The organism is Moraxella sp. FZLJ2109 (assembly GCF_024296965.1).
Lineage (GTDB): Bacteria > Pseudomonadota > Gammaproteobacteria > Pseudomonadales > Moraxellaceae > Moraxella.
Window position 1 is genome coordinate 2,180,488 of the sequence record NZ_CP101112.1, and the last position, 17,428, is coordinate 2,197,915.

The 17,428-nt window shown below is 49.0% G+C and carries 18 protein-coding genes and 1 pseudogene; 11 read left to right on the plus strand and 8 right to left on the minus strand.

The features are described 5' to 3' along the window. Positions 1 to 9 precede the first annotated feature (9 nt). The 11 genes and pseudogenes from moaA to NKU06_RS11740 all read left to right on the plus strand — a co-directional run bounded on the left by moaA (position 10) and on the right by NKU06_RS11740 (position 6,416). Complete coding sequence (gene moaA / locus NKU06_RS10395; RefSeq protein WP_254730819.1) at positions 10 to 1,071, plus strand: GTP 3',8-cyclase MoaA; 1,062 nt, start codon at positions 10 to 12, stop codon at positions 1,069 to 1,071. A 77-nt stretch (positions 1,072 to 1,148) separates the two neighbouring features. Continuing rightward, positions 1,149 to 1,715, plus strand: a complete 567-nt coding sequence (gene moaB, locus NKU06_RS10400) for a molybdenum cofactor biosynthesis protein B (protein ID WP_254730822.1) — start codon at positions 1,149 to 1,151, stop codon at positions 1,713 to 1,715. A 22-nt stretch (positions 1,716 to 1,737) separates the two neighbouring features. Then, on the plus strand, positions 1,738 to 2,388 hold the full coding sequence (locus NKU06_RS10405; protein WP_254730825.1) for a molybdenum cofactor guanylyltransferase: 651 nt from the start codon (positions 1,738 to 1,740) through the stop codon (positions 2,386 to 2,388). Positions 2,389 to 2,412: 24 nt separating this feature from the next. Then, positions 2,413 to 2,910 (plus strand): cyclic pyranopterin monophosphate synthase MoaC, encoded by a 498-nt coding sequence (moaC, locus tag NKU06_RS10410; protein ID WP_253223597.1) that lies wholly within the window; start codon positions 2,413 to 2,415, stop codon positions 2,908 to 2,910. Next, positions 2,900 to 3,151: a MoaD/ThiS family protein gene (locus NKU06_RS10415; RefSeq protein WP_253223598.1), complete on the plus strand. Its 252-nt coding sequence runs from the start codon at positions 2,900 to 2,902 to the stop codon at positions 3,149 to 3,151. Before moaC ends, NKU06_RS10415 begins: the two co-directional genes overlap by 11 nt. Position 3,152: 1 nt before the next feature. Next, positions 3,153 to 3,641 carry a molybdenum cofactor biosynthesis protein MoaE gene (locus NKU06_RS10420; RefSeq protein WP_254730828.1) on the plus strand — a complete coding sequence of 163 codons (489 nt, stop codon included), beginning with the start codon at positions 3,153 to 3,155 and terminating at the stop codon, positions 3,639 to 3,641. Further along, positions 3,634 to 4,428: a molybdate ABC transporter substrate-binding protein gene (gene modA / locus NKU06_RS10425; protein WP_254730831.1), complete on the plus strand. Its 795-nt coding sequence runs from the start codon at positions 3,634 to 3,636 to the stop codon at positions 4,426 to 4,428. The genes NKU06_RS10420 and modA overlap by 8 nt, the downstream gene beginning before the upstream one ends. Next, on the plus strand, positions 4,425 to 5,114 hold the full coding sequence (gene modB / locus NKU06_RS10430) for a molybdate ABC transporter permease subunit (protein ID WP_254730834.1): 690 nt from the start codon (positions 4,425 to 4,427) through the stop codon (positions 5,112 to 5,114). Before modA ends, modB begins: the two co-directional genes overlap by 4 nt. Then, complete coding sequence (locus NKU06_RS10435; RefSeq protein ID WP_371928011.1) at positions 5,111 to 5,731, plus strand: ATP-binding cassette domain-containing protein; 621 nt, start codon at positions 5,111 to 5,113, stop codon at positions 5,729 to 5,731. The genes modB and NKU06_RS10435 overlap by 4 nt, the downstream gene beginning before the upstream one ends. Before the next feature lie 142 nt (positions 5,732 to 5,873). Then, positions 5,874 to 6,236: pseudogene (locus tag NKU06_RS11735) on the plus strand (type IIL restriction-modification enzyme MmeI); the annotation flags it as partial. A gap of 24 nt (positions 6,237 to 6,260) precedes the next feature. Beyond that, positions 6,261 to 6,416: a type IIL restriction-modification enzyme MmeI gene (locus tag NKU06_RS11740; protein WP_371928054.1), complete on the plus strand. Its 156-nt coding sequence runs from the start codon at positions 6,261 to 6,263 to the stop codon at positions 6,414 to 6,416. 4 nt (positions 6,417 to 6,420) lie between these two features. On the opposite strand, the gene glp is transcribed toward NKU06_RS11740, so the two are convergent. The 8 genes from glp to can all read right to left on the minus strand — a co-directional run bounded on the left by glp (position 6,421) and on the right by can (position 17,411). After that, positions 6,421 to 7,698 (minus strand): gephyrin-like molybdotransferase Glp, encoded by a 1,278-nt coding sequence (gene glp, locus NKU06_RS10445; protein WP_254730840.1) that lies wholly within the window; start codon positions 7,696 to 7,698, stop codon positions 6,421 to 6,423. 13 nt (positions 7,699 to 7,711) lie between these two features. Beyond that, positions 7,712 to 8,773, minus strand: coding sequence for a peptidylprolyl isomerase (locus tag NKU06_RS10450; protein WP_371928012.1), 1,062 nt, complete (start codon positions 8,771 to 8,773; stop codon positions 7,712 to 7,714). Between the two features lie 92 nt (positions 8,774 to 8,865). After that, positions 8,866 to 9,294, minus strand: a complete 429-nt coding sequence (locus tag NKU06_RS10455) for a hemerythrin domain-containing protein (protein WP_254730843.1) — start codon at positions 9,292 to 9,294, stop codon at positions 8,866 to 8,868. A gap of 225 nt (positions 9,295 to 9,519) precedes the next feature. Next, positions 9,520 to 10,248, minus strand: a complete 729-nt coding sequence (gene narI, locus NKU06_RS10460) for a respiratory nitrate reductase subunit gamma (protein ID WP_254730846.1) — start codon at positions 10,246 to 10,248, stop codon at positions 9,520 to 9,522. Next, positions 10,245 to 11,042, minus strand: coding sequence for a nitrate reductase molybdenum cofactor assembly chaperone (gene narJ, locus NKU06_RS10465; protein ID WP_254730848.1), 798 nt, complete (start codon positions 11,040 to 11,042; stop codon positions 10,245 to 10,247). The genes narI and narJ overlap by 4 nt, the downstream gene beginning before the upstream one ends. Before the next feature lies 1 nt (position 11,043). Beyond that, positions 11,044 to 12,582, minus strand: a complete 1,539-nt coding sequence (gene narH, locus NKU06_RS10470) for a nitrate reductase subunit beta (protein WP_254730850.1) — start codon at positions 12,580 to 12,582, stop codon at positions 11,044 to 11,046. Positions 12,583 to 12,801: 219 nt separating this feature from the next. Then, positions 12,802 to 16,551, minus strand: a complete 3,750-nt coding sequence (locus NKU06_RS10475) for a nitrate reductase subunit alpha (protein WP_254730853.1) — start codon at positions 16,549 to 16,551, stop codon at positions 12,802 to 12,804. Between the two features lie 227 nt (positions 16,552 to 16,778). Next, a complete protein-coding gene (gene can / locus NKU06_RS10480; RefSeq protein ID WP_254730856.1) occupies positions 16,779 to 17,411 on the minus strand; it encodes a carbonate dehydratase in 633 nt (210 codons plus the stop codon). Between the last annotated feature and the right edge of the window lie 17 nt (positions 17,412 to 17,428).

Here is a 17,428-nt window from a genome sequence, read left to right on the forward strand (position 1 = left end):
TTCACTGTCATGAAAAAGTCAATCCACACCCCATCTGCAGCCCTTGCAGAGCATCGCTTGTCTGGTTCTGTTTTTCATCATAGTGAATTGACCCCTGATCATCTGACGGATCATTTTCATCGTAAGCTGACTTATCTGCGCTTATCTGTGACCGATTTTTGTAATTTTCGCTGCAATTATTGTCTGCCGAACGGTTATCAAGGTAAGCGACCTGATAACGAATTGACCTTAGATGAAATTTCAACCTTGTTCACAGGCTTCGCTGCGCTTGGCACGACCAAGGTGCGTCTTACTGGTGGCGAGCCATCGGTGCGCCGTGATTTACCCAACATCATCGCCCTTGCCAAATCCACTGCAGGCATTCAGACCGCGTGCATCAGCTCAAATGGCTATAAGCTTGGCAAGCACCTATCGGCTTGGCGCAGCGCAGGACTGGATAAGCTGAACATCAGCATTGATAGCTTTGATCCTGCCATTTTCCATCAGATCACAGGACATGACAGCTTGCCACAGCTGCTACATGACATTGATAAGCTGCTTGATACTACTGATATCTCATTGAAATTAAATGGGATTTTGATGGCGGACACTGCTTATGATAATCTGATGGCAGCTCTTGATTTCATCAAAGATCGTCCTGTCGCTTACCGCTTTATCGAGTTCATGCAGACATCGGACAACAGTCAGCTGTTTTTTGCGCAGCACGCAAGCAGTCAGCACATCAAATCCTACTTACAAGAGCATGGCTGGGCGGCGACGGCGCGCCCTACAGATGGCGGCCCTGCGATCGAATACAGACACCCTGATTATCTGGGCAAGATTGGCTTGATTGAGCCGTATGCGCCGCGTTTTTGTGATAATTGCAATCGCTTGCGCGTCAGCAGTCTTGGCAAAGTGCATCTGTGCCTGTTCGATCACCAAAATTATGACATCCGCCCTTATCTGAGCGCAGGCGATACCGATGGCTTGATCGGTGCGCTGCAAGGCTTGATGCCAATCAAACCTGAACATCACCACCTACACAGTGCCGATAGCGGTATCATGCGTAATCTGTCGATGGTTGGCGGTTGATTGCTTTGCCAATTGACTTTGCCATCATCTTTGCCACTTATTTATTATTGTAAAAATCTCAATCAAGGAAAATCACCATGTGCGAACTGTGCAATGACCCAAATCACAAACCAGAGACCAAAAAAGCCGACAAGCCTTTTGTACCGCTAAATATCGCGGTGCTGACGGTGTCGGATACGCGGACGCTTGATGAAGATATATCGGGCAAATATCTGGCGGATGGTCTAATCGCTGCAGGTCATACGCTGATCGATCGCAAACTTACCACTGATGATGTCTATCAAATCCGCGCGGTAGTGAGTGCATGGATCGCCGATCCGAATGTCAATGCCGTCATCACCACAGGCGGTACGGGTTTTTATCATCGTGATAATATGCCTGAAGCGCTGTCGGTACTGTTTGATAAAGAAGTGCAAGGCTTTGGCGAGATGTTCCGTCATTTGTCTTATGGCGAAATCGGTATGTCCACGCTACAGTCGCGCGCGGTGGCAGGCATGGCGAACAGTACGGTGATTTTCTGCTTACCAGGTTCGACAGGTGCGTGCCGTACGGGTTGGGAAGGCATCATCAAAGACCAACTGGATAATCGCACGCGTCCGTGCAACTTCGTGCCGCATCTGCTGCGCGAAAATCCATCGCACTAAGCCTGCCAAAGGCTTAAGCCCTATGCAGCCATCTGCCGCCGTAATCCTAGCAGGGGGACAGTCCAGCCGTATGGGACAGCCCAAGGCACTGCTGCCCTTGCCTGATGGTAAGACCGTGCTTGATCATCATCTATGCCACGCACAGGTGCTCGGCTGTCCTGTATTGCTTGCTGATAATGGCAAAAACTTCAGCAAGCAATCATCAGTGCAGACGATCAGCGACCATCTGCCGAGCGATACCGATGGCAAAGGTGCAGGTGCGCTGTCTGCCATCTGCGGCGCGATGAAATATGTGATGAAAAATCCAACCACAGCAGATGGCTATCTGCTTATCATCAGCTGCGATAGTCTTATCAAGGCGGATCGGCTGTTTGTACATTTACAAGACAAGCTTTCACAAACATCTGTGAATAATGATGAGCAAAACGATACGCACGCTCTGCCCTACGATGTGATCTATCTGAAAGATCATAAGGATTATCCACTGCTTGGACTGTATCATACGCGACTTCTGCCAAGCTTGATGGCGTATCTGGATGCAGGCGAGCGTTCGGTGATGCGGTTTTTGGCTGATCAGCGTACTGCGACTGTCACTGTGCCGAGTGCGTGGCGGCAGTTAGTGAATTTTAATACTTTACAAGATTTTCATTTGGCTTTACAAGCATATCATTGATAACTTAATCTAATAAATATACTCATGACAGATCATACAGCACACACTCACACCCTAAGTCATCTGGATAAAGATGGCAACATTACCATGGTCGATGTCGGTGACAAGGTCGCAACCACGCGCACCGCCACCGCCACAGGCAAGGTGATTTTTCCATCGGATATCTATCAAGCGATCAAGCAAACCGATGGACAGACTAAAAAAGGCAACATCACCGCCACCGCGCACATCGCAGGTATCATGGCGGGTAAAAAAACCCATGAACTCATCCCGCTATGCCACGCCCTACCACTTGACACCATTAAGATGAGCTTTATTTATGATGATGAAATGTGCGCGATCATCGTCACTGCCACTGCGAAGGTTACGCACAAGACAGGCGTAGAGATGGAAAGCTTGACTGCGGTATCTGTGGCGTGCTTGACCGTCTATGACATGACCAAGGCACTAAGCCATGACATCACCATCAGTGATATTTGCCTTGTCAATAAAACTGGGGGAAAGTCTGATTATGTCAAATAATGTAACAATCACCGTGCTGTATTTCGCAAGCTTAGCCGAGATCGTACAGCGTGATGAAGAAGTGCTGACTGTCGATAGCGGTGATCTTATTAAGATTTATCAAGATTTAAGCGATCGCTATGGCTTTACACTTAGCCAAGATGAGCTTGCTGTGGCGATCAATCATCACATCGCCGATTGGCATACACCTGCAAATGATGGTGATGTTATTGCTTTTATTCCACCTGTGGCAGGGGGCTGATATGCGACTACACCAAGGATCATCAGTTATCACATTAAGTCATGATGACGCGTATCAGACTGCCATTACTGATGGCTTTGCGCTGATGGATACGCCGATTAATGAAACTGTGCTTAAAAAATCTCTACTCGATGGTAGCTGTGGTGCACTTGCGACCTTTGAAGGTTGGGTGCGTAATCACAACAATGCTCGCCCTGTCGATCGGCTGACTTATTATGGCTATGAACAGCTTGCACTCAATCAAGGCAAGCTTTTGATCAAGAAAGCCAAAGCCAAATTTGACATCGAACACGCCGTCGCCATGCACCGCATCGGTGATCTTGCCATCGGTGATATGGCGGTGTGGATCGGCGTGACGGCACACCATCGCTACCCTGCTTTTGATGCGTGTCGCTGGCTACTAGACGCGATCAAAGCTGAGATTCCTGTGTGGAAACAAGAGTTCTACACTGACAGCGATGAGAGTCTGTGGCTGTCGAATAATGGCTGATCAATGGGTTAAGACGATGGCGCGAATGGCTTGGATGATGGCGGCGATGGTGCTAGCTGCTTGTACGCAGTCTGATGGCGCGCGTAATGATGGAGAAGATAGCCTGACCGTCTTTGCGCCAGTGAGCCTTGCCAATGCCATCGATGAGATCAATGCCATCTATCAAGCCCAAAACGGCATCAGCATTCACACATCATATGCATCATCAGGCACGCTTGCCAAGCAAATCGAAAATCACGCCCCTGCCGATGTCTTTATCTCAGCGGATACGGCGTGGATGGCGTATTTGGCTGATAAGAAAGCTTTGGCAAATCAGGCTTATCATCAGCTACTGTCCAATCGGCTTGTGCTCATCACCCCAAAAAATCACCCGACCACTGTGCCAATCGCCGATGATGGCAGCTTCGATGTTGCTGTCTTTCGTGGTAAGCTGTGTATCGGTAATACTGATAGCGTCCCTGCAGGCAGATATGCCAAGCAGACCTTGAGCCACTTGGGAATGTGGCAGGCATTGACGCCCAAGCTTGTCGAGACCGAAGATGTCAGACAGGCGCTGACTTTCGTCGATAAAGGCGAGTGCGAGCTTGGCATCGTCTATGCCACCGATGTCGCGGCATCTGATCGCGTAAGCGTGGTGGCGCGATTTGCTACTGACAGCCACGATCCGATCATCTATCCTGTGGCGATGGTAAGTGGGCGTGATGCTACTTTGCAGTATGTGGATTTTTTATCAAGTAAGCAAGCGCAGGCGATTTATCATAAATACGGCTTTGTGGTGCTGCCATGATGGGTCTAAGCCATGACGAATGGCAAGTGATCGCGCTGTCGTGCAAGATCGCTTTGAGTAGTCTTACTATCAGTATTCTGCCTGCGCTACTGATGGGTTATGTGCTTGCGCGTAAGGAATTTTTTGGTAAGTCTTTGCTTGAGACGCTTGTATTTTTGCCCTTGGTATTGCCGCCTGTCGTACCAGGGTATTTGCTCTTGATTACCTTCGGCAGTCAAGGCGTGCTTGGGCAGTATTTAGCCAAGATCGGCATGACTTTGGCTTTTGATTGGAAAGGTGCGGTCTTGGCAAGTAGCGTGATGGGCTTTCCCTTGATGGTGCAGTCGGTGCGTCTTGCCATTGAACTTGTGGATAGACGGCTTGAGATCGCGGGGATGACTTTGGGCGCAAGTCGCTTGCAGGTATTTTTTGGCATTACCCTGCCTTTGGCAAAAACTGGGATCTTGGTCGGTGCAATGCTTGCCTTTTGTCGTAGCCTTGGTGAGTTTGGCGCGACCATCACCTTCGTGGGGAATATCGCAGGACAGACGCGCACCTTGCCTTTGGCGATCTACAGTCTACTACAGCAGCCCAATGGCGATGAGAAAATCTTACGCTTAATGCTCATCAGCATCGCGGTGGCGTTCGTCGCGATGTGGCTTGCGCAGTGGTATAACCGTATCCAAAAAACAAGGCTAGGACGATGAGTTTTAATTGTCAATTCACCCTAGAGTTGGGTAGATTCATGCTCGATGTCGATCTGTGTAGCTCTGCACAAGTCATCGGACTATACGGCGCATCAGGCACGGGCAAGACCAGCATTCTGCACGCGATCGCAGGCATTCACACACCGCGATCAGGCATCATCAGTATCGATGATCAAGTGTGGTTCGACGCCCAAACGCGCACCAATATTCCCATCCAAAGCCGCCGCACAGGACTTGTATTCCAAGACGCACAGCTATTTCCCCACAAAAGCGTGATGGATAATCTGCTCTATGGCTATCGCAATATCACTTTAAGTGAACAAAAATTCCACCCTGATGAGATTGTTCAATTATTAAAATTAGAACACTTGACTAAGCGGATGCCTGCCAAACTCTCTGGCGGTGAAAAGCAGCGCGTTGCCCTAGGTCGCGCCCTGCTGTATTCGCCGCGACTTTTACTATTAGATGAGCCGTTATCGGCATTGGATGGTGCGCATAAGGCTGAGATTTTGCCATTTTTCCAAACTGTGATCGACAGCACCGACATTCCTATGCTGTATGTCAGCCATGACAAGGCAGAGATCGAACGGCTGACAGATGAGATTTATTATCTATAAAGTGGCATTTTGGTGTCATTATCCCCTACCCCATCCTGTGTGAAACTGTGCTACAATACCGCCACCGAACCTTTAGGCTACAAAGGAAGCACCATGCCGTTTTACGCAATCAAATCATCAAAAAAACGCCCGAGCATTCAGCCTGCGTTGGGCGGACGAAACCAGCGAAAAAGCCGAAAGCCAAACCTTTTGGAATGAGTTTTTCGCCATCTTTGAAGCTGGGCTCAAAAAGCTCAAAGGCTCACAAGGTTTCATCGATGTATTTTGGCGTGATAAGCTGATCTGCGAACAGAAATCTCGCGGTCAAGATCTCAATAAAGCCTATCTGCAAGCCATCGACTATCTATAAGCCACCGCCAAAGTCGCGCGCGAAGATCTGCCGCGCTATGTCATCACTTGTGATTTTGAGTGGTTGCATTTGTATGACTTGGAAGCTGATACGCCTGAGATGATGCAGACCATTATTCAAGTTTGCCGATTAGCCGATCATATTCATCTATTTGGCTTCATGCGTGACTCAGTTAGCCAAATGCGCCTAGAAGAACAAGCCAACATCATCGCCGCATTAACGCAAGCTCATAAAAATTTAGATTTGGCAGTGGACAAAGCCTATCGTAAAGAAAAGTTTAAAGATGAAGCCGAGCGAGTGGCGTTTTTGTTTGAGCGTTATGGGGAGATGGCTTGACCCATCACGCCCAATCAAACACTTCGATCATCACCTGATCGCCTGCTGCCACACCTGTGCAGTCTTCATCTAGGACGATCAGGCAGTTGGCTTGTGATAGTTGCTTGATGCGGTGCGAGTCTTGGGCACTGGCGGATGACACCACCAAGCTATGTTCACCCTGCTCAAAGTATCCGCGCTGATATTCGCGCCGCCCTGCGTTTTTCTTGATCGCATTGGCAGATTGTGCAGATAATCTTAAAATCTGTGGTGGATCAATCGCACCTAATGCCTGCCACAGTGCAGGACGCACGAAGTTGATACAGCCGACCACGGTGGAGAGTGGATTGCCTGGTAATCCAAAATACAGCACCGTGCGATCACCATCACCAAATTCCCCAAAGACAAAGGGCTTACCCGGTTTCATCGCCACTTTATAGTGATTGATTTTACCAAGACTATCAACCACTTGGGTCAAAAAATCATAATCACCCACCGACACCCCAGCACTGGAGATGATGACATCGCACTCCTTGATGGCGCGCGCAACTGTCTGCATGGTGGCATCGAGTGTGTCTTTGGTGATGCCATAGTCTTTGATGGTGATTGGCAGCTTTTGCAATAATGCCTTGAGTGTCGGTGTGTTCGAATTATAAATCTGTGCTAAATTATCCAGTGAATTACCAATGGCAACCAGCTCATCCCCTGTGGCGATGATCCCCACCACAAGTGGCGCATAGACAGCCACGGCATTATAGCCCATACTGGCAAGCAGACTGACATCACTGGGGTTTAGGCGTTTGCCTGTGTGCAGCAGCACATCACCGCGGCTGATCTCTTCACCTTGGCGGCGGATGTTCGCGCCGATGGCGGCGGATTTGGTGAGTGTGATTTGATAGGGTTTGCTTTTATCCAGTGTGTCTTTGATGTCTGTGAAGTTGGTATTTTCTTGCATTACCACCGTATCGCACGCGCTTGGCACGACTGCACCTGTGAAGATGCGTACGCCTTGATTGGCTTTCAGATCGCCTACGAACGGCGCACCTGCACACGATTCACCGATGATCTCATGCATACTGCCATCACCAAGATCACTACCATGAGCAAACGCAAAGCCGTCCATTGCCGATAGGTTTTGGCGTGGGATATCCAGATGGGCTGTGATGTCTGTCGCCAGTATGTGATGGCAGGCATCATCAAGCGCGATACGCATCGTCTGACGAGCTGATAAAGGATTATCTATGGCGGTATAGGCAGCGACACGCTCGCTGATGGCTTGTTTTAATTGATTGACACTGATCATATTCACCTACTTATTAGCCACGATAGACATTTTCTTCGTTCATGCTAAGCTCGATGCCGACGATGTCTGCTTTTTTACTTAGTTCAAATAAATAATCGCACAGGCTGTGGTGAAATGACTGCTGCTTGAGCTGATTTTCGATCATCGGATACGCACCATCGAAATCAAGTTGCTTGCCGTCTTGTCTGTCCAGCACTTCGACGATATGCACACCATAGCGTGTCTCGATCGGATTGACGCCGACACCCACAGGCAGCGCGAATACTGCTTTTTCGAACTCAGGCACAGTGCTGCCTTTTTGGATCACGCCAAGCTCGCCGCCATCTTCTTTGGATGGACACGCCGAGTAGCGACGCGCAAATTCAATAAAATCACTGTCACGGCTTGTGCTTTGGCTAAGTGTGGTGATGATTTCACTGGCTTGTTTTTTTAGCTGTAGTCGCTCTTCGCCTTCTTCGGGCGGGCTGCTCAGCAGGATATGGCGCACTTTCATGATCGGCGGTGTAATAAACTGCGCGCGATTGGCGTCATAGTACTGCTGACAGATGGCGCGATCAGGCGTTTTGGCGTGGACTTGTTGTTCGATGAGTGCGGCGATCGCGGATTCTTCGTCCGCTTTCCATGCGTCATCGCCCTGCTGCTTGGCGACTTCTTGGCGCAGTAGCTCGCGCACGACTAGGGCTTGAGCGGCTAGATACAGCGCGTCTTCTTGGCTTTTGGCAGGATGATACTGGGTCTCTGCAGCGATGGCAGATTCTGGGATTGCTACGCCATTGACACTGATTTTTGGCAGGGTTTGGCGACTGGATGCGATCAGATTGCTGTGATTGGATTTTTCTTCGCTGAGTGCTTTTTTGATGAATTCAGCATCTGATGATGGCTTGGTCAGATCATCTGAAGTCGGCATGATACGAATGCCGTCATCGTCTTCGACAAGCCCAATCGGTGTAAATTCTTCGACGGTATGCGTCTGTTCGTGCTCACCTGCACAGCCACATGAGCCACCGCCGCAGCCACCTGTGGTAGGCTTAGTGTCGGTCTTGTCTGCTGACGGTGTAAAAGTGCCAACGCTCATACATTTCCCCTTAAGATTGATGATAAGCCATTATCAAGGATGGGTGCAGATTTTGCCATACTTCTTTGGGGGAATGTGGGCGGATTTATCGCCTATTTGACATCAGGATGGCTGGCGTGATAAATCGCTAATAGCTGCACATCATCCAAAATCCGCTCAATCACTGGATATACTTGCCGCTCTTCATAGCGAATGTGCGCCGTCAAGGCATCGGCTAAGGCATGCAGGTCTGTCAAGCTTGGATCAGTAGTATGTCGAAGTTTATCCATATCGCGATGCTCCCCTTGCATCTGGGCGATCAGTGCCATCGCGTCTGAATCACCGCTGTCAGTGACGAACTGTGCGATCAGCCCATCTTCGATGGCAAAGTGCTGCTGCATCTGCTGATCAAGATATGCCGTGATCGCTTGCCAATGTGTGTGAATCTCATTAGGATCTTGGCAATGTCTTGCATGATTGGCAAGCGCCAAGCCTAAATGATGTTCGCGAGATAAAGGCTGTAGATAAGGATGGCGTTTCATGCGTTGTCCTTGGGGTTTATAAGATGATGATTTTGTTATTTTAGCTCAAAAACTGATACGGCTTTGGTGTTTTGGCTTAATAACTTGATTCAATAATTTATCCTAATAATTTACCATAATTTCATAATAAACTGCCATAAAAAAACCACAAAGGCAAGGATGCGTAAGCCTTTGTGGTCAGTGGTGGAGCTGATAGCGTTTATTATTATAGTTATTCTTGGTGGTTTATTGTGCTTTTTTCTGACGCACGATTTGATAATTGCGACCCAAATACCAAATCGGTGCAGAAATGATATGCACAAGGCGCGTGAATGGGAACAGTAAAATGATGGTAATCCCCAATGCCACATGCAGCTGATACACAAGACCGATGTCATGCAGCTGATTGAGCGCGTGTACAGGGCGCAAAATCGTGATGTTCTGCACCCAGCTTGACAGCGCGACCATCACCGAGCCATCCATATGCTGAGTCGATGCCACGATCGTGCCTAGGCCAAGATTCAGCTGAATGAACAAGATCACCAAAATCATCTTATCAGCGAAGCTAGAAGTATGGCTGATGCGCGGATCGGTAAAGCGGCGGATTAGAAGCATGGCAAGACCAATCCAGCACAGTACACCCATCACACCACCTGCGACCATCGCCAGTAGCTGCTTATGCTCGGTGCTGATGAAATGATGATAAATCGCAGCAGGTGTCATCATACCGACAAAATGCCCAAGCAAAATGCCAATGATGCCGATGTGAAATAGGTTACTTGCGATGCGCATACCTTTGTCATTGAGCATTTGGCTTGAGCCGGTTTTCCATGAATACTGCGACAGATCAAAGCGTGCCCAAGTGCCGATCACGCACACAGCCAAGGCAATATAAGGATACACGCCAAAAACAAAAATCTGTAGCCAATTAAGATGATCAAGCCCCATTGATGCGGCGGTTACGGCAGTTGTCATAGGTTCACCCCTTTATCACGGTTGGTGCGAGTATTCGGTTTGTCAAAGCCGACCCAATGTACAGGGATTTCGGCGTTTTTATTAGCGGTTTGCGCCAAGGTTTCAGCGACGCGCTGATTGACTTGGTTGCTTGGGCAGCGGTCTTGTTGTTCGGCGGACAAAAAGTCCACCACTTCTTCTTCCCATGCCTGATCGATGGCATCCATCGTCGTGTCATCGGCGATTTTGCCCATCTTGGCAAGCTCATCATCGATGACACTCAAGGGCTTGCCTGCAATCTGTAGCAGTGCTTTAAATAAGCTGGCATAGGCGCTGTTTTTGTCAATCAAACGCGCAGCAAGCACGGTCAGGATATGACTGATATCAGCGATGTCCATGCGAATCTGCATGGTGTCATCGGTTTGGCTTGCTTGATATGCCAAAAACTCAAGATACATCGGCAGATAGTCAGGCAGCTCTTTGATGCCAATCTCAAAGCCTGCCGCTTCATACTGCGCCATCAGATCGACCATCGCCTGCCCACGGTCACGGCTCTCGCCATGTACATGCTCGAACAGCCACAATGACAAGTTACGACCGCGTTCAAATAAGCCATCATAACGCGACTGCGCTTCGATGCTGCCCATGCTGCCAAGCTCATCGATGAACTTGGCAATCTCGGCGCGTACTTCAGGGCTGATCAGCTTCGATGTCATTACAAGCTTGCGACACTCCGCCAGATGATCATCACCAAACAGCACATCATCAGGATAATCCAGTAGAACGCTGATGACTTTTAATAATTTAAAATCCATCTTAGCTCTCCCAAGTCTGTACCGTCTCGATCATCTCGCGGCGATTGGTTTTCTTTTGTCCAAACATATTGACATCATTACTGCCGCCACAGCCTTCACCAAAGCTAAAGCCGCAGCCATTTTTCTCAGCAAAGACATCGCTCATCGCTTCTTCGCGGTGTGCTGTCGGAATGACGAAACGATCTTCATAATTGGCAATCGCAAGATAGCGATACATCTCATCGACTTGGGTTTTGGTCAAGCCCACAGACTCAAGCACGGCGGTGGCGTCTTGTTTCTCAACCAGCTCCAGACGCTTATAAGAGCGCATGGCAAGTAGGCGTTTTAGTGCCAATTTCACTGGGGCTTCATCGCCTGCGGTGAGCATATTGGCAAGGTATTTAAGCGGAATGCGTAGGCTATCGACATCAGGGATTAAGCCATCCATACCCACCTGCCCTGCTTCGGCGGCGTTTTGGATTGGAGATAGTGGCGGTACATACCATACCATCGGCAAGGTGCGATATTCTGGGTGTAGTGGCAGTGCCAATTTCCAATCCATCGCAAGCTTATACACAGGTGATTTTTGAGCAGATTCAATGACTGACATCGGCACGCCGTCTTTTAGCGCTTGCTCGATGACTTTTGGATCATTTGGGTCCAAGAATACATCAAGCTGTGCTTGGTATAGGTCTTTTTCGTTTGGCGTACTTGCCGCTTCTTTAATCTTGTCAGCATCATACAGTAGCACACCAAGATAGCGGATACGACCGACACAAGTCTCAGAGCAGATGGTCGGCTGACCTGATTCGATGCGTGGATAGCAGAAAATACATTTTTCAGATTTGCCTGATTTCCAGTTATAATAAATTTTCTTATAAGGGCAACCAGAGATACACATACGCCAGCCGCGGCATTTTTCTTGGTCGATCAAGACAATGCCATCTTCTTCACGCTTATAGATCGCCCCTGATGGACAAGACGCCACACAAGTTGGGTTCAAGCAATGCTCGCACAGACGCGGCAAGTACATCATAAAGGTGTTTTCGTATTGACCGTAGATATCGGCTTGGATATTGTCAAAGTTCTTATCAATACGGCGTTTTTCAAACTCTGAGCCTAGGATCTCTTCCCAGTTCGGGCCCCATTCAATCTTTTGCATACGCTTGCCAGTGATCAGAGAGCGCGGGCGGGCGATCGGCTGATGTTCGCTGATCGGCGCGGTGTGCAGATGCTGATAATCAAAGTCAAACGGCTCATAGTAGTCGTCTAAAGTTGGCAAATCAGGGTTGGCAAAGATATTGGCAAGAATGCGGAATTTGCCGCCAATTTTTGGATTGATTGAGCCATCGGCGTTACGAATCCAGCCGCCTTTCCACTTGTCTTGGTTTTCCCATTCTTTAGGAAAGCCGATACCGGGCTTAGATTCGACATTATTAAACCATGCGTATTCCATGCCTTCACGGCTGGTCCAGACATTTTTACAAGTAACAGAACAAGTATGGCAACCGATACACTTGTCTAGGTTTAGCACCATACCCACTTGTGAACGAATTTTCATCTTAATTTCCTTGACCTAGCGTTTGCTTGGTAATTTTTGGTATTGTTCAATCAACAGACTGTAGGGTGTACGCACCATTAAGATTTAGGGTTTTGAAGGTGCATGCAACGCACCCTACACCAAAATTTATTAAAATCTATAATTTTAACAATACCAACTGTTTAAGTTATTGTATCCCCTTTGACAAGGCTTGATTATCCTGCCAAAGGGTCTTGCCCATCAGTCAATGGTAGTAGGCAGCGGCTGTGGCAGGCTGTCATCAGGCTTGCCTTCTAGCCAGTCGATGTTCGCCATCTTGCGCACGACGACGAATTCATCGCGGTTGCAGCCGACTGTACCATAGTAGTTAAAGCCATAAGACTGCTGTGCATAACCGCCAATCATGTGCGTCGGCTTTAAGATCGCGCGCGTCACTGAGTTGTGGATACCGCCACGCGTGCCTGAGTTCTCAGAACCAGGGATATTCACAAGCTTCTCTTGGGCGTGGTACATCATGGTCATGCCTTCTTTGACACGCTGAGAGACGACAGCACGCGCGGTGATCGCACCATTGGCATTGAACACTTCGATCCAGTCATTATCGACGATGCCTGCTTTTTTAGCGTCGATCTCACTCATCCACACAATCGGGCCGCCGCGGCTTAGGGTCAGCATCAATAGGTTTTCTGAATAAGTTGAGTGGATGCCCCATTTTTGGTGCGGTGTTAGGAAGTTTAGCACCACTTCTTTATTGCCATTAGACTGATAGCGTGTCAAGCCTTCGATCGCTTGGGTGTCGATCGGTGGGCGATACTGCTGCATCTGCTCGCCGAACGCCTGCATCCAAGGGTGATCTTGGTAGAATTGCTGACGGCCTGTGATCGTACGCCAAGGAATCAGCTCATGCACATTGGTGTAGCCTGCGTTGTAGCTGACCTTTTCAGATTCTAGACCTGACCAAGTTGGGCTTGAGATGATCTTACGCGGCTGAGCGACGATGTCGCGGAAGCGGATTTTCTCGTGTTCGCTTGACTTGGCTAGGTGCGTATGATCACGACCTGTGTTTTTGGACAAATCTGCCCAAGCTTTCACCGCCACATGACCGTTGGTCTCAGGGGCAAGCATTAAGATCGTCTCGGCAGCATCGACTGCAGTGTCAATGCGTGGGCGACCTTTGGCGACACCATCAGCGACGGTGTAGTTTAGGTCTGCCAAGTGGTGCACTTCTTCTTTGGTATCCCAGTTGATGCCTTTTGAGCCATTGCCAAGCGTATCCATCAAGCCGCCCAATGAAGTGAACTTCTCATAAGTGGCAGGATAATCACGCTCCACCACCTTGATGTGTGGGCAGTTGATACCTGGAATTGGACGCTCGCCTGCAGTTTTCCAGTCTGTGCCACCAAATGGCTGCGCCAATTCAGCTGGGCTGTCGTGCTGCATCGGCAAGGTGACGATGTCGGTCTCTACGCCCAAGTGCCCATCGGTTAATTCTGAGAATTTCTTGGCGATGCCTTTATAAATTTCCCAGTCGGTCTTTGATTCCCAAGCAGGGTCAGTCGCCGCGGTCAATGGATGGATAAATGGATGCATATCTGATGTGTTCATGTCATCTTTTTCGTACCAAGTCGCGGTTGGCAGCACGATATCAGAATACAGACAAGTTGATGACATACGGAAATCTAGCGTCGTGACCAAGTCTAGCTTGCCAGTTGCGCCAGTTGGCTCAAAATCAATCTCAGTTGGGCGAATGCCATCATGAATGGTCTCATCGCCTAGGATACCGTGCTTAGTACCAAGTAGATAATGCAGCATATATTCATGCCCTTTGCCTGATGAACCTAGCAGATTTGAGCGCCAGATGAATAGGTTTCTTGGGAAGTTGGCAGGATTATCAGGGCTTTCGGCAGCGAAGCGGATTGAACCATTTTCCAGACCATCAACCACATAATTTTCAGCATTGCCTGACGCCTTGGCAGCACGACCGATGGCAAGTGGGTTTTGGTTCAGCTGTGGTGCTGATGGTAGCCACCCTGCACGCTCGGCGCGGATGTTGTAGTCAAGCATATGCTCAGGGAACTGTGACTTATCCGCGTGCGGTGATAGAATCTCGTGCGCTGACACTTTCTCATGACGCCATTGGCTTGAGTGATTATAAAAGAAGCTTGTGCCATTCATATGACGCGGCGGACGATGCCAGTCCAAGCCAAATGCCAAGGGTGCCCAACCTGTTTGCGGACGCAATTTTTCTTGACCGACATAATGCGCCCAGCCACCGCCAGACTGACCGATACAGCCGCACAGAATGAGCATATTGATCACGCCGCGGTAGTTCATGTCCATGTGATACCAGTGGTTCATGCCCGCGCCGATGATGATCATCGATTTGCCGTGGGTTTTGTGTGCATTTTCAGCGAACTCGCGGGCGATTTGGATGACTTTTTCGCGAGATACGCCTGTGATGGCTTCTTGCCAAGCTGGTGTGCCTGCCACAGTTGCATCATTATAATCATCGGTGACATGATCGCCGCCGATGCCATTATCCACGCCAAGGTTCGCTAGCATCAGATCAAATACAGTGACGACTTTGGCGGTTTCGCCATTGGCAAGGGTTAAGGTGCGACAAGGCAGGGTTTTGTATTGAATGTCATCGCCTTTGGCAGAAGTGAAGTACGGATGCTCACCGCCACCGAAGTAGTCAAGACCGACTTCCACCGTTTCGCCTGAGCCTTTTTGCGAAAGCTGTAGGGTAACTTCGCTGTTGTTCGTGCCTTCTTTATTTTCAAGATTCCAGCGACCAGATTCGCCCCAACGATAGCCGATAGAACCAATCGGAGAGACGAGTTCACCGTTTTGGTCAAGGGCGATGGTTTTCCATTCTGGGTTGTTTTCTTGACCAAGATTATCCACAAGGTCAGACGCACGAAGAAAACGCCCTGCACGAGCTGATTTGCCTTCACCTTCTACCATCACAAGCATTGGCAAGTCAGTATAACGGCGTGCATAGTCAAGGAAATAATCGCTTGGCTGTTTTAGATAAAACTCTTTGATAATCACATGGCAGAACGCTTGGGCAAGGGCTGCGTCCGTGCCTTGTTTTGGGTTTAGCCATAGGTCGCATAGCTTGGCGATTTCAGCATAGTCAGGCGTGATGGCGACAGTTTTTGTGCCTTTGTAACGCACTTCGGTGAAGAAATGCGCATCAGGGGTACGCGTCTGCGGTACATTTGAACCCCATGCGATGATGTAGTCTGAATTATACCAGTCGGCAGCTTCAGGGACATCAGTCTGCTCACCCCAAGTCATTGGGCTGGCAGGCGGTAGATCGCAATACCAGTCATAGAATGACAAGCACACACCGCCAATCAGCGACAGATAACGGCTGCCTGCCGCATAGCTGACCATACTCATCGCAGGAATTGGCGAGAAGCCGATGATGCGGTCAGGGCCGAAGGTTTTGGCGGTATAGACATTGGCAGCGGCGATGATCTCTAGTACTTCATTCCAGCTAGAGCGCACAAAGCCGCCCAAGCCGCGTTTAGATTTATACGCTTGGGTCTTGGTAGGATCGGTGACGATGCTTGCCCATGCGTCCACAGGATCTTTGTGCTTGCCTTTGGCTTCGCGCCATAGTTTGAGCAGGGGTTTACGCACTTTTGGGTATTTTAGGCGGTTTGCCGAATACATATACCAGCTATAGCTTGCACCGCGTGGGCAGCCGCGTGGTTCGTGGTTTGGCAGGTCAGGACGGGTGCGCGGATAGTCGGTTTGTTGAGTCTCCCAAGTCACCAAGCCATTTTTGACATAGATTTTCCACGAGCATGAGCCTGTACAGTTTACGCCGTGTGTTGAGCGGACGATTTTGTCATATTGCCAGCGATTGCGGTAGAAATTTTCCCAATCGCGACTTTCATCACGGACTTCACCATGTCCGTCTGCGTATTCGCCAGTTTTTTTCTTAAAGAAACGAAATTGGTCGAGTAAATGGCTCATCTTGCTTTCCTCGTTGTGATAAAAATGCTGCATTGGCAGATGCCAAGCCAAGTTTTATTATAAAGTGTGACTAATCAGCCAGCCATCGCCTAGACGGCTACAGCTAGATACTTCTTTGGGTGTAGTTGGGTGGTTTTGACTTGATTAGAATCAATAATTTTTAGCCAATTGATAAGTTTATTCATCATTATCCACATTCCTAGTGATGAAAATTATCACCCCACCCTTTAATGTGAATACACAAACGCCGATGCCAGCTGCTCGGTATCACTGATACTCACGCCCAGATCGTGAATGCGCCCATCGTGCATATCATAGATCCAGCCATGCACGGCAAGTTTATCGCCGCGGTACCATGCGTTTTGGACGATGGTGGTGTGGCAGACATTGGTGACTTGGCGTTTGACATTGATTTGGCACAGTAAGTTCAGCTCTTCATCACCGCTAAGACCTTCAAATTCATCGCGGTACTGATAGCGCATTCCTTTTAGCGGTCTGAGCCAATTATCGATCAAGCCAAACTCTTCTTGGCTGAGTGCCGCCTTGACACCGCCACAGCCATAATGTCCGCAGACGATGATGTGCTCGACTTTCAGTACATCGACCGCGTACTGCAGCACGGATAATAGGTTCATGTCCGTTGAGACCACCATATTTGCGACATTGCGGTGCACGAACAGCTCCCCTGGCATCACGCCCACCACTTCATTGGCAGGCACGCGGCTGTCTGAGCAGCCGATCCATAGGTATTTGGGCGATTGGGCTTTGGACAGCTTGGGGAAATACTCAGGATCACGCGCACTCAGTGACTCTGCCCAGTATTGATTATTGGCTAATAAATCAGTTAATGATGTATTCATGGTAATTCCAAAATGGC